The sequence below is a fragment of the Alteribacillus bidgolensis genome (assembly GCF_002886255.1).
GTDB lineage: Bacteria > Bacillota > Bacilli > Bacillales > Marinococcaceae > Alteribacillus > Alteribacillus bidgolensis.
Map to the genome: position 1 here is coordinate 3,743,443 of NZ_KZ614149.1, position 15,792 is coordinate 3,759,234.

General features: G+C 39.6%; 16 protein-coding genes and 1 riboswitch. Of the genes, 11 read left to right on the forward strand and 5 right to left on the reverse strand.

Going from position 1 to position 15,792, the window contains the following annotated elements:
- The first annotated feature begins 4 nt into the window (after positions 1-4).
- Positions 5-757 (forward strand): FixH family protein, encoded by a 753-nt coding sequence (locus tag CEF16_RS18630; RefSeq protein WP_091584640.1) that lies wholly within the window; start codon positions 5-7, stop codon positions 755-757.
- Positions 758-821: 64 nt separating this feature from the next.
- Here CEF16_RS18630 and CEF16_RS18635 read toward each other — a convergent pair whose 3' ends face one another.
- On the reverse strand, positions 822-1,031 hold the full coding sequence (locus CEF16_RS18635; protein ID WP_091584642.1) for a 2-hydroxymuconate tautomerase family protein: 210 nt from the start codon (positions 1,029-1,031) through the stop codon (positions 822-824).
- 49 nt (positions 1,032-1,080) lie between these two features.
- Positions 1,081-2,268, reverse strand: a complete 1,188-nt coding sequence (locus CEF16_RS18640; protein ID WP_096241762.1) for a YbfB/YjiJ family MFS transporter — start codon at positions 2,266-2,268, stop codon at positions 1,081-1,083.
- A 114-nt stretch (positions 2,269-2,382) separates the two neighbouring features.
- Positions 2,383-2,491, forward strand: a riboswitch (TPP riboswitch).
- 72 nt (positions 2,492-2,563) lie between these two features.
- Here CEF16_RS18640 and CEF16_RS18645 point away from each other — a divergent pair.
- The 8 genes from CEF16_RS18645 (at position 2,564) to CEF16_RS18680 (ending at position 9,585) form a co-directional block, all read left to right on the forward strand.
- On the forward strand, positions 2,564-3,172 hold the full coding sequence (locus CEF16_RS18645) for a thiamine phosphate synthase (RefSeq protein ID WP_091584645.1): 609 nt from the start codon (positions 2,564-2,566) through the stop codon (positions 3,170-3,172).
- Complete coding sequence (thiO, locus tag CEF16_RS18650; protein ID WP_091584647.1) at positions 3,165-4,310, forward strand: glycine oxidase ThiO; 1,146 nt, start codon at positions 3,165-3,167, stop codon at positions 4,308-4,310. Before CEF16_RS18645 ends, thiO begins: the two co-directional genes overlap by 8 nt.
- Positions 4,294-4,497: a sulfur carrier protein ThiS gene (gene thiS, locus CEF16_RS18655; RefSeq protein WP_091584649.1), complete on the forward strand. Its 204-nt coding sequence runs from the start codon at positions 4,294-4,296 to the stop codon at positions 4,495-4,497. The genes thiO and thiS overlap by 17 nt, the downstream gene beginning before the upstream one ends.
- Before the next feature lie 4 nt (positions 4,498-4,501).
- Positions 4,502-5,269, forward strand: a complete 768-nt coding sequence (locus tag CEF16_RS18660; protein ID WP_091584652.1) for a thiazole synthase — start codon at positions 4,502-4,504, stop codon at positions 5,267-5,269.
- Positions 5,269-6,282, forward strand: a complete 1,014-nt coding sequence (locus tag CEF16_RS18665; protein WP_091584654.1) for a ThiF family adenylyltransferase — start codon at positions 5,269-5,271, stop codon at positions 6,280-6,282. Before CEF16_RS18660 ends, CEF16_RS18665 begins: the two co-directional genes overlap by 1 nt.
- A 402-nt stretch (positions 6,283-6,684) precedes the next feature.
- Positions 6,685-7,833 (forward strand): NAD-dependent epimerase/dehydratase family protein, encoded by a 1,149-nt coding sequence (locus CEF16_RS18670; protein WP_091584656.1) that lies wholly within the window; start codon positions 6,685-6,687, stop codon positions 7,831-7,833.
- Between the two features lie 117 nt (positions 7,834-7,950).
- A complete protein-coding gene (locus CEF16_RS18675; RefSeq protein WP_091584658.1) occupies positions 7,951-9,093 on the forward strand; it encodes a glycosyltransferase family 4 protein in 1,143 nt (380 codons plus the stop codon).
- Between the two features lie 33 nt (positions 9,094-9,126).
- Positions 9,127-9,585 (forward strand): GtrA family protein, encoded by a 459-nt coding sequence (locus CEF16_RS18680; protein WP_091584660.1) that lies wholly within the window; start codon positions 9,127-9,129, stop codon positions 9,583-9,585.
- Between the two features lie 436 nt (positions 9,586-10,021).
- On the opposite strand, the gene CEF16_RS18690 is transcribed toward CEF16_RS18680, so the two are convergent.
- From CEF16_RS18690 to CEF16_RS18700, 3 genes are all read right to left on the reverse strand, one after another.
- Positions 10,022-10,966, reverse strand: coding sequence for a metal ABC transporter substrate-binding protein (locus CEF16_RS18690; RefSeq protein ID WP_091584664.1), 945 nt, complete (start codon positions 10,964-10,966; stop codon positions 10,022-10,024).
- Between the two features lie 244 nt (positions 10,967-11,210).
- Positions 11,211-12,074 (reverse strand): metal ABC transporter permease, encoded by an 864-nt coding sequence (locus CEF16_RS18695; RefSeq protein WP_091584666.1) that lies wholly within the window; start codon positions 12,072-12,074, stop codon positions 11,211-11,213.
- The gene (locus CEF16_RS18700) at positions 12,071-12,814 is read right to left on the reverse strand and encodes a metal ABC transporter ATP-binding protein (RefSeq protein ID WP_091584668.1); all 744 of its coding nucleotides are present in this window, start codon (positions 12,812-12,814) and stop codon (positions 12,071-12,073) included. The genes CEF16_RS18695 and CEF16_RS18700 overlap by 4 nt, the downstream gene beginning before the upstream one ends.
- Positions 12,815-13,937: 1,123 nt before the next feature.
- Here CEF16_RS18700 and CEF16_RS18705 point away from each other — a divergent pair.
- Positions 13,938-14,402, forward strand: coding sequence for a hypothetical protein (locus CEF16_RS18705; protein ID WP_091584670.1), 465 nt, complete (start codon positions 13,938-13,940; stop codon positions 14,400-14,402).
- A 198-nt stretch (positions 14,403-14,600) separates the two neighbouring features.
- Positions 14,601-15,740, forward strand: a complete 1,140-nt coding sequence (locus CEF16_RS18710; RefSeq protein WP_091584672.1) for a glycerate kinase — start codon at positions 14,601-14,603, stop codon at positions 15,738-15,740.
- The last annotated feature ends 52 nt before the right edge of the window (positions 15,741-15,792 follow it).

A 15,792-nucleotide genomic window follows, 5' to 3' on the forward strand; every position in this document is an offset into this window, starting at 1 on the left:
AATATTGAAAAAGATAAGCGGCATCTTTCTATTAAGTCTTCTATTAACGGCTTGTGGTCAAACGGAGGAAAAGGACGGACAAACGAGTGATAACAATGATCCTGAACAACCAATAGAAGTAGAAATGGAAATGGCAGAAAAAGCAGAACAAGGGGAAGAAGTAGAAATAGGGGCTTTTGTTACTCAAGGAGAAGAAAAAGTGACAGATGCTAATGAAGTGCTTTTTGAAATATGGAAAGAAGGCGACAAGGCGGAGAGCGAAGAATTTTTGGCTGAAGAACCTGAAGATGAAAAATATTCGATTACACACACCTTTGAAGAGGAAGGTATTTACCATGTTACTGCGCATGTGACAGCTCGAGGAATGCACAGCATGCCAACGGAGGAAATTACAGTAGGTCAGTCCGTTGAAAAAACGGAAGATAATGGTGAGGAAACAGATATTCATGCTGGTCATCAACATGGTTCTCCGGTAACAGCAGATTTGCAATCTCCATCTGAATTAAAAGCAGGAGAAGAAATGGAGATATCGTTTCAAGTTGCTGAAGAAGGAGAGCCGATACGTAATGCTAGAGTAAGGCTTGAGATATGGCAAAAAGGAGACGAGACGCGGGAGTGGGTTGATGCTGAGGAAGAAAGTGGTTTATACATTGCTTCTCATACCTTCGAAGAATCAGGGGATTATATGATGACCGTTCACATTGAAGATGAGGAAGATTTGCACGAACACGTAGATAAAATGGTATCGGTAAAATAAGATAGAAGATCTTATCAAGAGGCTGGCTCCATCGTGTAAAGAAGCCAGCCCTGCTTTTGAATAGTTATTCTCCTCTTTTTCTCCGTTCTGTAATAGGTTCTGCTCCAATGCCCCAGTTGTCTGTTTCTACTTCATCAATCACGACCACAGTAGTGTTAGGATTTTTACCAAGTACGTCTTGTAACAACTTGGTACTCCCAGCAATGAGCTCCTTTTTTTGTTCAGCAGTTACTGGCTCTTGTTCTTTTGTAATTTTAATATTAATGTATGGCATACATATTCTCCTTTCTATCATTTCAGTGAAGGGTAAGAAACTTTTGATTTCATCTGTTTTTTTGCAGTCCTTGTGCTATCCCAAGACACCCCATTCCAGTTAAAAGTACAGCACCTGCAAAGTAAAAAGAGGAAGATAGAGCTGCTGTTGCCGATATGAGTAAGCCGGCAGCAATGGGTCCGATCATTTGGCCAAGGCTGTAAATGAAAGTAAATCCTCCAATTATATTATTACTTTGTCCCGCAGCAGCATTCCTCGCTTCTGCCATAGTTAGTGTCACAATCCCCATAAAGGTTGCTCCAAAGAGAAAAGAGCCAACTAATGCTCCGAAACCATTAAAGAAAATCACAGGGAAAAGAACACCTGATATTTGCAGAAAAAAAGCAGCCTGCAGTGCAGCAAGGTTTCCAATTTTAGAAGCAACTCCAGACCATATAACGCATGAGGGAGCAGCAGCCGCACCGACTAAAACCCAGCTTAAAGAAGGGTTCGATTGAAGCATCGGAATTTCAGCTGCAAAAGCGACCAAATAAGTCCCGCTGATTATGTAACCGATTCCTTCGAGTCCATAAGCGGCGCAAAGCCACGGTAATATCGTTTTCGTTTTTGACTGTACTAGATTATTTTCTGCGTTTTTTATTTCAATGCTCTCTTTTTCAGGTGCTTCAGAAAGTCTTTTCCAGGTAAATAATCCTAGAATAGTGGATAGTATTCCAAGAGCAATCCAAATCCCTGCCCAGTCAAATGAAATGGATAATAGCGGTACAAGAAGTCCAGTTGAAAATATACCTAATCCTACTCCTCCAAATAGGTATCCTGTCCAAGAAGCATGTCCTGCGCTGACTAGGTAATCTATAACAATACTTGAAACAAGAACAAAAACAATACCGCTTGTTACCCCAGATAAAAAGCGTAAAAGATGCCAGATTAACTCATTTACAACAACTCCCATCAAGAAAGTAGAAGCTATGTTCAAGATCAAATGAAAATATGCATAATAGGCTTTTCCTTTTTTCCATGCCATTTTTCCTGCTAGAAGAGCACCTACAAGATAGCCAAAGTAATTGCTAGAAGCCAAGTATCCGGCTGTTTCATTATTTAAATGTGTTGCTTCTACCATTAATGGCAGGATGGGAGTGTAAGCGAATCTGCCAATACCCATTACGACAAACAGAGCTGCCATTCCTGCTGTTAATATAAGTATTGCATATTTTTTTGAAGGAAGTACTTGTATCATAAATAACACGTCCTTGCTTTAACTTCCTATATTTTACCACAGTTGCCGTTAAAATCACTTTTCTTAGTTTGACAGATTCGGCATGTTTGTTTTAAAATTTAGAAAAATACTAAATACAACCACTAGGGGTGCCTTAAAGAAAGGCTGAGATTAAAGTGAACCTTTAAAACCCTCAGAACCTGAACTGGATTATTCCAGCGGAGGAAAGTGGAGCGAAATGGACATAACAGACAAAGCTGACCAGACCGCTTTCCACTTTCAGGAAAGCGGTCTTTTTAAATGAAGAGGAGGTATTATGAAACCGTTCTTACACGTTATTTCTACTGGAAATCAATCCCTAGAAAGGTGGTTGGATATAACCGCCAACGTTCATTCGTACGTAGATTTCATTCACATTCGTGAAAAGCTGTGGGATGAAAAAAAAATGGACGCTGCAATATTGGGATTATTAAACGCAGAAGTACCTCCTCATAAAATTATTCTTAATAATCGGCCGGAGTTGATAGCTTCGTATGGTTTAGGAGGCGTTCATTTTCCTGAAAACGTACCTATTCATAAAACTGTTGAAGATAAATGGTTAACAGGCTGTTCTATTCACAGCAAAGAAAGCGCTGTAAAAAAAGAAATGGATGGTGCAGACTATTTATTTTTTGGACATGTTTTTGAAACAAACAGTAAACAAAATACTCTTCCAAGAGGTTTAAAATCGCTGCAGCAGGTTGTAAGTTCAGTAAAATGTCCGGTTATAGCGATAGGAGGAATCACTTCTGAAAGAGTGAAGGATTGTGTTTCTCACGGAGCCAAAGGTATTGCTGTAATGTCTGGCATCTATGGAGCAGCCCAACCAATCGAGAAGGCAAAAGCTTATCAAAAAGCGTTAAAAGAGGAGGCATTACATGAATAAAGCATATGATGTGCTGATTATTGGCGGCGGTGTCAATGGCTGCTCTATCGCTTATCAAATGTCCAAAAGAGGTTATAGAGCAGCTGTGCTTGAAAAAACTAGAGTTGGTGCAGAAGCATCCAGCGCAGCTGCTGGAATGCTTGGGGCACAGGTTGAAATCAAAGAAAACGGTCCTTTTTTTGATTTTGCGAGAAAAAGCAGAGATATGTTCTCTGAATTGGTACCTGAATTAGAAGAAACGTCTGGAATTCCCGTGTCTTATGTACGGAATGGAATGCTGAAAGTGGCTCAGGCTGATACGGAAGTAAATCATCTTTTAGACATGCTCGCTTTTCAAAAAAAGGCGGGAGAACGAGCAGAGTGGAGGGATCCGAATGAAATCTCTGTCCAGGAGCCTAACATAAAGGGTGATATAAAAGGAGCCCTTTATATTCCTGGAGATGGCCAGGTGAAAGCTAAAGAATTAACCCAGGCCTATGCACGCGGAGCAAACCTATTAGGAGCAGATATATACGAATTTACTCCTGTCACAGGATTGTTGGAGGAAAATGGAAGAATAAATGGGGTGACGACGCCTTCTGGCTGTTTTTATGCCGAACATGTAGTGCTTGCTGGCGGGGCCTCGACTGATTTAATTCCAACTGCACAAACGTATATCCCTTCTATGATTCCAGTAAAAGGCGAGTGTATATCAGTCAAACCTGCAAAACCAATAATGAAAGCAACCATTCATGCTTCTGATCTTTACCTTGTTCCAAAGCCCGGCGGAACCATTATTATAGGTGCAACCGAACAAAATGGCCGAATGGATAAACCGGTTAGTGCAGGAGCTGTTCAGGAACTTCTTTCTAAAGCAATCCGGCTTGTCCCTGACCTTCAGAACGCTGAATGGATAGAGGCATGGAGCGGTGTGCGGCCGCAAACGATTGACGGTATGCCGTATTTGGGCGCTGTTTCCATAAAAGGATTGTGGATGGCAGCTGGCCACTACCGTAACGGTATATTGTTATCTGCATTAACTGGGGAATGGATGGCAGATTTGATAGAAGGTACTGCTGAAAATGAGGAATGGATCAGGGCATTTGATCCATTGCGTTTAAAAGAAGGAAAGGAGGATCTAGTTGAAACTAATCATTAACGGCACGACAAAAGAAATACCTGATAATAATTCCACTGTGACATTACTGCTCAGCCATCTACAAATCGGTCAAAAAAAAGCTGTAGTAGAAAGAAATGGAAATATTTTAGTCAAAGAACAACATGACAATGAACCCGTGAAGGACGGGGATAAATTTGAAATAGTTCATTTCGTTGGAGGAGGATAATACGATGTTAAATATCGGTCCATATACTTTTCAGTCGAGGTTATTTCTAGGAACCGGAAAATATGCTAGCGGGGAAGTGCAAAAGCAGGCGGTAGAGGCTTCTGAAACGGGAGTGCTTACGTTTGCCGTAAGACGAATGAATATATTTGATGACAGTCAGCCAGACCCATTTGAAAGCATGGATCTCAGCGGGTTTAAACTGCTGCCAAATACTGCAGGTGCAAAAACAGCAGAAGAAGCTGTACGAATTGCAAAAATGGCTCAAGCAGCTAATATGTGTGACATGATTAAAGTAGAAGTTATTGGGTGTGACAAGACGCTTTTACCTGACCCGATAGAAACGATAAAAGCTACAGAAATGCTGCTTGACGAAGGTTTTATTGTTCTTCCTTATACGTCTGATGATGTTGTACTGGCCAGACGTCTGCAGGAGCTTGGCATTCATGCCGTTATGCCTGGCGCCTCCCCAATAGGTACTGGGCTTGGGATTATAAATCCATATAATTTATCTCACATTATCGAACAAGCTGAAGTTCCTGTTATTGTCGATGCTGGGATTGGCAGCCCTAAAGATGCCTCTTACGCAATGGAACTAGGAGCTGACGGGGTACTATTAAACACTGCAGTGTCTGGAGCTGGAGATCCTTTGAAAATGGCGGAAGCAATGAAATATGCAGTGGAAGCTGGCCGTTTAGGATTTGAAGCGGAACGTATTGAAAAGAAAATGTATGCCCAAGCAAGCAGTCCGGTTGAAGGAATGAGCAAGCTTTGATGGAGAGCCGTTATTCCAGGCAAGAACTCTTTTATGGAATCGGTAAAACTGGCCAGCAGCTCTTAAATACCAAGCACGCAGTCATTGTTGGAGCCGGAGCACTAGGAAGTTCAGCCGCAGAAACACTAGTACGAGCAGGAGTTGGGAAAATTACGATTATTGATCGTGATTTCGTTGAATACAGCAACTTGAACCGTCAGCAGCTTTATACTGAACAAGATGCAAGAGTAAAACTGCCAAAAGCAGAAGCAGCTAAAAATAGATTGCAAGCAATAAATACGGAAACAGAGATAATAAGTGTTACAGGAGAGGCTGACTTTTTTGTATTAGAGCAAGCACTTCCAGCAGATTTGTTTATTGATGCGCTGGACAATTTTGATACGAGAATGCTTATTAATGATTTTTGTCAAAAACATGGCCTGCCATGGATATACGGAGCTTGTGTGGGCAGCTATGGCATTACTTTTACTATTCTGCCTCAAAACACCCCTTGCCTTCATTGTTTAATGGAAGATATTCCACTTGATGGGGAAACGTGTGATACAGCAGGGATTATTGCGCCGGCCGTACAAATGGTCAGTTCGCATCAATCCACAGAAGCGCTGAAAATTTTAACAGAAAACTGGTCTGCCTTACGAATGAAATTATTATCATTTAACCTTTGGAACAATGAATCTTCTGCTATTGATGTTAAGTTGTTAAAAAAAGAGGACTGTCCATCTTGCGGTAAAGAAGCCTCATATCCATTTTTGGAATACAAAAACCGTGCAAAAACAGAGGTGTTATGCGGGCGTAATGCCGTACAAGTCCGGCCGGCAGAACAGCAATACCTGGCATTACCTGATTTAAAAAAGAGATATTCAAAAGCCATTCAACAAGAAAATAAACATCTTATTGTCCTAAATCTTGAGGGCAAACGATTTGTTATTTTTCAGGACGGCAGAACGATCATACACGGAGAAAACGATAAATCCAGAGCTCGGGTCTTGTATCAAAGATATATAGGTGGATGATTTTGTAATATCGATGCATGGAGCTGTTCCAAGTTAGGTTGAACAGCTCTTTTTAGGTATAGACCGACACTTTTTGTCTTCAACGGATCTAGTTAATTAGTTCTGCAACGTAATCGCAAGTTTTAAAACACAGGCCACAAGGAAGGACATTCTCTATTTTTTAATTGCTAAGCGGATTGTGAGAATATAGTTAAAATTGATAAAAGGGTACAATGAGAATGGAGAGAAAGTATTAGAAGGAGTATATTCTTTTAACAGTGTAATATTTGCGAAATACAGCAGAACATGATACCTTTTCTATGGTCCCATATTTTAAAGCTTAAATATGAAAAAACGTCTTTACGGCGTTCATATAGAATCAATTTTAGTAATAGAAACTATTTCAAGAGTGGAGGTAGTAACGTGAATATTATCGTTGCTGGCGGAGATGGATTTTGTGGATGGCCCACGGCCTTGTATTTATCAAAACAAGGGCATGATGTGTCAATTATTGACAATCTGGTAAGAAGAAAATATGACGATGAGTTAAGGTCAAACTCAATTACTCCAATTGCTTCATTAGAAGAGCGTGTTCAAAAATGGAAAGAACTAACTGGTAATGAAATCCGTACATACGAAGGCGATCTCAACCATTACGACTTCTTAAAGGAAGTACTTAAGCGCGAGAAGCCAGAGGCATTCGTCCATTTTGCCGAGCAGCGTTCAGCTCCTTACTCCATGATTGACCGTGAACATGCTATATATACCCAAGTTAATAATGTTGTAGGCACCTTAAACGTTTTATATGGCATCAAAGAAGTAGTTCCTGACTGTCATTTGATTAAACTGGGGACAATGGGAGAGTACGGAACTCCAAATATTCCAATTGAAGAGGGTTATTTAGAAGTGGAGCATAAAGGGCGTAAAGATGTCCTACCTTACCCAAAACAGCCAGGCTCTTTTTACCACCTTTCCAAAGTGCACGACAGCCATAATATAATGTTTACATGTAAAATTTGGGGGATACGAGCAACAGATTTAAACCAGGGAATTGTTTACGGTCTTGATACCGATGAAACACAAATGGATCCAGTTTTAGCTAACCGTCTCGACTATGATGGGGTGTTTGGAACAGCTTTAAACCGTTTTATTATTCAGTCTACGATTGGACATGATCTCACTGTATATGGAGAAGGCGGACAAACTCGTGGCTTCCTTAATATAAGAGATACCGTTAGATGCATTGAAATCGCAGCAGAAAACCCTGCTGATAAAGGAGAATTCCGCGTATTTAACCAATTCACAGAAGAGTTCACTGTTTTAGATCTTGCCAATAAGGTTCAAAAAGTTGCAAAAGAAGAAGGTTATACCATAGATGTGGCGCATTTGGAAAACCCTCGGGTAGAGCTTGAAAATCATTTCTATGAAGCAGTTAATACCAAGCTGAGAGATCTTGGACTTGAACCTCATCTTTTAACTGATGAAGTTATTCGTGAAATTTTAAAAACGGTAGTGAACCATAAAGACCGGGTTATTAAAGAAAATGTATTACCAAACGTTACGTGGAAATAAAGCAAAGCCATCGCACTAGGCAGTAAGGATTGAAATATCCAAAAAAGCTTGGCCTGCTGCTGAATCCTTATGCGAATGCAGTTATTTTGTAATAAGGGAACAGGGAGTGTACTCATTGTGAAAATTGCTATTGTAACGGAAACGTTTCTTCCCTCTACGGATGGAATAGTTACTAGGCTTACAGCATGTATAAGATGGCTGCTTCAAGACGGGCATGATGTCAGAATTATTGCGCCGGATCTTGGTGTATATGAATTTGAAGGAGCGGAAGTTAAAGGGGTGCCAGCGAGCACTCTTCCTTTTTATCGCTCTAAACAGTTTGCTCTTCCGAACCCGATTGTAAGAAAATATCTGAAAGAATATGAACCTGATGTTGTCCATGTAGTAAACCCTGCTATTCTTGGTTTTTCTGGTGTAAGAGCCGCAAAAAAGCTTGAGTATCCATTAGTAGCATCTTATCATACGAATGTAGCTCAATATTTAGATTACTATAACCTCTCCCTATTTAAAGGTTTAATATGGTGGTATTTTCGAAAACTCCACAATGAAGCGGATTTGAATTTATGTACCTCTAATACAGTGCAACAGGAACTTACAGAACGTAATTTCTATAACGTGCATGTCTGGCAGCGAGGCGTTGATACGGAAATGTTTCATCCGCAAAACTATGATTCCTCGATTCGTGAGAAGCTTACAGACGGACAGCCGGATCGAAAGCTTCTTCTGTATGTAGGAAGACTTGCCGCAGAAAAGGAAATTGAAAAGCTTAAACACGTATTAGATACGTCTGAAGAATTTACTCTTGCTATTGTAGGAGACGGACCGCACCGAGAAGCGTTGGAAAAACATTTTGAAGGGACAAAAACTGTTTTTACCGGCTATATGCATGGAGATCAATTAGCCAAAGCTTTTGCCTCTGCTGATGTGTTTGTTTTTCCATCTACGACAGAAACACTTGGACTCGTTATTTTAGAGGCTATGGCTTCTGGTCTTCCTTTAGTTGCTGCGAAAAGCGGGCCGACTTGTGAACAGATCGAAGACGGCAGGACAGGTTTGTTGTATGATCCGCATAAAGAAGGAGATTTCACGGAAACTATCCGTTGTTTTGAAGATGAAATGCTGCGTAAAAGGCTTGCGAGAAATGCAAGAGAAGATATTAAGGCGTTAGGCTGGTCTGGAGCAGCAAAGCAGCTGCTTACACTCTATGAGGAAACTGCAGGAATAAACGTGGAAAGCCAAAAAACCCAACAACTGACATAGCAAAGGTACAGCTGTCAAAACAGAAGGGATAACATGAAAAGAAATAAAATAATGCGTGGACCTTTTCAATTCATGCAGTTTAGTGTGATCGGTCTTACAAACGCAGGTGTGGATATAGGCACTTTAAATCTTCTGCTTATTTTGTTTCCAACAGATGACCGAGGAATGCTGGCTCTTTTTAATACAATTGCTTATTCATTAGCCGTAGCGAACAGCTATTATTGGAATGCTCATATTACATTTCGCCATTCTGCGGAAGGCAACAATCGACAGAGGCTGGCCTTTATTGTTCAGGGCGTAGTAAGCTTAGGCGTAAATAATTTTGTTTTCCTTGGAGTTAACCAGCTGTTCCAGGTTCTTGAAATTCCTCGCTGGGTCCGTTACAATACAGCAAAAGGATTAGCAATGTTTTTATCTTTTACTGCAAGTTTTTTTATGATGAAATTTTTCGTCTTTAAAGAAACAAAGGAAAAGAATAGAGGAAAGATATAGGCCCCTCATGACAGAGAGGGCCTTTTTGTTAGCTCTATGTAAGTGAAGGGAAAGAGGCTCAAGATTTTCACGACGAAGCAATTCCATAATTCGTTTCCGCACCGAATCTGGAGCTTGTTCCCATTCGTATTTTCGATTTTCTGTCATTCCCATATGGCCAAGTTCTGATTCATACATAAGGTAAACATTTTGAATTCGATAATGAAGAGAAGCTTGGTATGCTTCTTTAATCCCAATTCTGTTAGTTGCAGCTCTCCCTCATTTGTTAATGTAATAAGCTTATTTTTTTGCAGAAGAGCAAGCATTCGCGATAATTTTCGATTAGGGTTTTTTGGGAGTAAAGCAAAATCCATAAAAAACACCTGTTGTAAAAAAATCATTTTCACAACAGGTGTTCTTCATTTGAAGGGATTTAGGAACAGCCCTTTCTATTTTTCTATTCTGTTAGGGAATCATAAATCATGTCCATATTCCATTCCATCATTTTAATGTACGTATCGCCATCTTCCCCCGGTTCATCGAGTGAATCAGTAAAAATTTCTCCGGCGATGGGAACATCGGTTTCTCTAGAGACTTGCTCCATACTGCGTGGATCGATACTTGTTTCGACAAAGAGAGCTTTCACGTCTTTTTCTTGAATTAGATCAACAATGCTTCGAATTTGATCTGGACTTCCTTCGTTTTCTGCGTTAATTTCCCAAATGTAGCCTGCTTCAAAATCATACGCATCAGAAAAATATTTGAAAGCCCCTTCGCTTGTTACTAAAAAGCGCTCTTCTTCAGGAATTTGATTGAATTTCTCCACAGCTTTTTCGTGTAACTGTTCTAATTCTTCGATGTATGCCTCCGCATTTTCCTCATATCGTTCGGCATGATCAGGATCGATTTCGATTAGAGCATCCCGTGCATTTTCAGCGTATTTTATACCATTACGTACATCCAGCCATGCATGTGGATCTTCTTCTCCTTTATTTCCTTCTGATGTTAAATACTTTACTTCAACACCTTTGCTCATTTCAAATACAGGTGCATCTTTTCCATCTTTTCCTGTTGTAGAAAGAAGTTTTTCAAACCAACCATTTCCAGTTTCTAAATTTAACCCGTTATAAAAGATGATATCAGCATCGGTTGCTTTTTGTACATCTTGAGGCAGCGGTTCATATTCATGAGGATCAGCGCCAATTGGTGCAATACTGTGTACCTCGACTTGGTCCCCGCCGACATTTTTTACAATGTCATATAGAATCGAATACGTTGTTACAACTTCCACTTTTTCTTGAGACTCTGTTTGTTTAGTTTCTTGAGATTTTTCGTCATTTCCACATGCAGCAAGAATCACCAAAAATAAGCTAAAGAATATGAATGAAAAGGTTTTTCTCAATGCTGACTCCTCCTAGGTTGTTATAAAATGTTGTCAACTTTCGCAGGAAGCCCTGGAAGTTTTGACGGACATAGAATCCGTTATTTCCCCAAATGCCTTCCTTTCAGGGGTCCTTGTGGGCACCTGTTCCGTTATTGATTTCAAATCGTGTCATTTAAGCCGATGCAGAACAGAATAACGGAACTCATGTCCGTTCCAATCCCGTCCTTGTAAAAGGCAATTGTTGCGAAAGTTGAATAATATATTAATCTGCTAGCGCAGCTCGATTTCTTTTTACCTTAATCCACCGCCACACAAGGCCATGTTTTGGTGAAAAGAAGAAAGCAATCGTGAACAGCAGCGTTGCCGTGAGTACAATCGTTGCACCCGACGATAAGTTATATATAAAGCTTAAGTACAGGCCGATGACCGAGGAAACAACCCCGACTCCTGCCGAAAGAAAAATCATGATCCATAAACGATTGGTCAATAGATATGCTGTAGCGGCTGGTGTGATCAGCATCGCCACCACTAAAACAATCCCAACGGTTTGTAAAGAAGCAACCGTAACCATGGTTAGAAGTGTCATTAACGCATAATGAATCATCTTCGTGGAAAGACCATACGCCTGTGCCATCGTTGGATCAAATGATGTGATAAGCAGTTCTTTGTAAAAAAGGTAAATGGTTATAAGAACGATGCATCCAATGATTAAGGTCAGCCACATATCGGATGGTTTTACTGCTAAGACGTTGCCAAACAAAATGTGATAAAGATCGGTGCTGCTTTTCATCATGGTGATTAAAATAATTCCAAGTGCAAATGCAGCGGTAAATAGAATCCCAATCGATGTGTCATGTTTAATACGGCTATTTTGGCTGACAAACCCGATTCCGATGGCTGTTAAAACACCGGTTAATACCGCACCGAAAAAGAAGTTAATCCCGAGCATATAAGATATCGCAACCCCTGGTAAAACAGCATGAGAGATGGCTTCGCCCATTAACGCCATGCCGCGTAATATAATGAAGCAGCCGATGACACCGCAAATAATCCCGACCATAATCGATGTTAATAACGCTTTTTGCAAGAATTCATACTGTCCAATGGTTTCTATAAAGTCGATCATACGTTGATCCCCACTTCATTTAGGAATGAAAATTGATCTTTATACGCTTTTGCCATCACTTCAGGACGGAACACACTTTCCACTTCTCCGCATTCAATTAATTCTTTATTAATTAACACCAGTTGATCGAAATAAGAATGCGCTTTGCTTAAATCGTGATGGACGACAAATACGGTTTTTCCTTCATCACGCAGCTCTTTTAAAACGTTGATAATCGTCTTTTCACTCGAAACGTCTACACCAACAAAGGGTTCATCAAGGAAAAACAGTTCTGATTTTTGCGCCAGTGCTCGAGCTAAAAAGACTCGCTGCTGTTGTCCGCCAGACAACTCCCCAATTTGCCGATGAGCGAAATTCTCCATATGAACTTGTTCTAAGCATTCATAGGCCCATTCTTTTTCCTTCTTTTTTGGACGTTTTAATAGGCCTAACTTCGGATAGGTACCAATAAGGACTGCATCAAGAACCGTAATCGGAAAATCCCAATCAATGTCATTACGTTGTGGAACATACGCCACTTTTTTTCTTATTTCATGGATTTGCTTTCCGCATATTCTGATGTTTCCTTTATCGATCGGAATAAGGCTCAGCAATGCTTTTAATAATGTTGATTTTCCTGCTCCATTCGGGCCAATAATACCAACTAGGTTGCCTTTTTCAATCGTAAAATTAACGTTTGTAATCGCCTCATTTCCGTAATAGGATACGTGCAAATCGCTTACTGACAAGGCAATATTCATAGGTGTCACCCTTTCTGGAATACATCCGTTCGTTGAAAGAAGCAAATGTTTGTTTTAGTTATAAAAGTTTCCCTAGGGAAACTTTTAAGCAAAAAGAGGTGGAATAATTAACGCAATAGCATCCATAAAGATAAGTTGTAAAATAAATTACTTTCTCTCTATTACGTTAATCATTCCATGTCAATCCATTGAAATGGAATAAAAATTCAGTACTATCCTATATTAAGTAGGTATCTATGAAAATAGGTATCTGTTTCCCTATAGAATAATATATGCCTAAACCTAAAAAAGTTTACCCTATACAAAATATAGACTGAAAAATTTTTTTTGTCAAATTTTTATTGAGAACTTTTGAAAGAAAACATCTAATGGCATAAAAGCCTTTACCTGAATATACTTGAGGCAAAAAAGAAAGAAAAGAAAAATCTAGTTCCAGTCTAATCTTAAAAACGCTGCTTCTATCAGCGTCTGCATTATCTGCATCCTAGAGGGCTTACTATTTTCGCATATGTTTTATGTCAATTTATGTTATTTGGGCAAATGAAGTGCTTGATTTTTACAACTTTTTAAAATGAACTTTGTCTTAGTGAATAAATGTTTACCATAGGCAAAAAATACCGCAAAAGAAAAACCAGTTTTAACCTGGTGCTAATAAGTTTCCCTAAGGAAAGAATAGATCAAATATAAATAAACGTCAATCATTTTTTACTTTCAAGCAATGATTTTTTTAACCTTTTGAAAAATTTAATGTTTGTTAAAGGATCAAAATATAAGGAAAACTGTGACTTCCGCTATTTGCATGGCGGCAAGACATTTTTTTCCAATAGTGTCGAGTCGATCACTTCAGCTTTTGTTACAAGGACATACCATGCATGATGTGGTGTTTTTATGATGACTTGCACAATATGCTTTTACTCGCTATTTTCAGATTTTTGAACCCCCCTTTTTCAGTTTCAATTAATTCTATGCTCTTACATAAAAAATATTTTAAAATGACAGTTCTTTTAAATAAAAAAGATAGTAAAATCAAAGGGAAATAGAAAAGTGCTATAGAAAGTAATAAATAGAGGGAAAATGACCCTATAGATATCTTCCGCTCGGCGGGAAAAGGGGGAATTGCTTAATGAATCGTGAGCCTGTTCATTTATATCTTTCCCGCTACAAAGACCACATTAAATATTTGCGGGACACGGGTCAGGAAACTCCTGGCTGGAGAGATTTGAGAGAAGAGGAGCTTCCAGACTTTTTGGCAATTAAAGATTCAATTGTAGAAATACAAGGGGATACACCAGTTAGAGATTACGAAAAAGAGGGTACTTGGAAAAGAGGAAGCATGCTGCACATGCGAATAGTATTGTTAGATGGAACGAAGTATGCCATGCATGGTTATTATGTAGAGGAGAAACATGATTGGTATCCTAATGAAAACCCAGTTATTCATAAAAGCAGTAAATGCGGATTTTGCCAATCCATCATCGGATTGGGAGGAGAAGGAAATGTGAAAGAAGAATTTTGTATGCTCCCGCTGCCTGAGAAAAAGTATTTATTTGAAGAAGTATTAAAAAGACATAAGAAAGAATTGTATTAGAAGAAAATCGCAACTTCAACCTTTCTTAAAAAATTATTTTCAAAAGACTACTACCTATAAGGTGCACATCGTAGTCTTTTTATTTTGTACTTTAGAAATATTTAACTTTGTTAAAGGATCAAAGTATAAGCAAAACTATGTCTTCCGCCGTAAGGATATGGAGGCAAGCCGAGTTTTTCTAATCAAAGGAGAGAAATAATGAAAATAGTTATAGCACCTGATTCATTTAAGGAAAGTATGACGGCTCTTGAAGCTGCACAAAGCATTGAGAAAGGGTTCAAAGATTTCTTAGGCGAAAAAATCACAGCTGCGTTAATTCCGATGGCAGATGGAGGAGAGGGAACGACTCGTTCAATGGCAGATGCCTTAAACGGAACGATACATACAAAAACCGTCACGGGTCCAAATGGTAACAAAGTACAAGCAGACTATGCGATTCTCGAAGAAAAAAATACAGCTGTTATGGAAATGGCAGAGGCTTCTGGGATCGGATTGACAGCTAAGGAAAAACGAAATCCTCTAAAAGCTACTACTTACGGCACAGGAGAACTTATCAAAGCTGCACTTGATCATGGCGTAGACAAAATTATCCTAGGAATAGGAGGAAGTGCAACAAATGACGGTGGAGCAGGGATGGTGCAAGCTCTTGGCGGAAAGCTATTGGATGCTGATAATAATGAATTAGAAGCTGGAGGAAGCGCACTTTCTCAATTAAGAAAAATTGATGTGTCTGATTTCGATAAGCGTCTTGCAAAGACAAGCATTGTTACCGCGTGTGATGTAAATAATCCTCTTACGGGTCCAAACGGAGCTAGTGCTGTTTATGGCCCTCAAAAAGGAGCCGATGAGAAAATGGTGGCATTATTGGATGATGCATTGCATCACTTTGCAGAGGTTATTCGCTCTGATATTGGCAGAGATGTGGAGAATCTTCCTGGAGCTGGGGCAGCAGGGGGCCTCGGGGCTGGGTTGACTGCTTTTTTAAATGCTTCTCTTGAACCTGGAATAGACATTGTTCTGAAAGAAACAAACTTTTATGAGAAAGTAAAAGGGGCCGAGCTTATTATTACAGGAGAGGGAAAAATAGACCATCAAACAGTTTATGGAAAAACCCCGATTGGAGTAGCGAAAGCTTCTGCTAAAAGCACAAACGCCCCTGTCATTGCATTGTGCGGACAACTAGGACAAGGATATGAAGCCGTTTTTTCACATGGCATTACGGCTGCCTTTAGTATTATGCCAGGACCGGAAAGTGCAGAGGCAGCAATGGCTAATGGGAAAGAGTATATATCTAAACTTGCTAGAAATATAGCAGCGGTTAAATTTTCTGATCGTTAAAAATGAGGCTGATCTTCCTCGTCCCTATAGAATTGGTATTCCTTTAAGATGT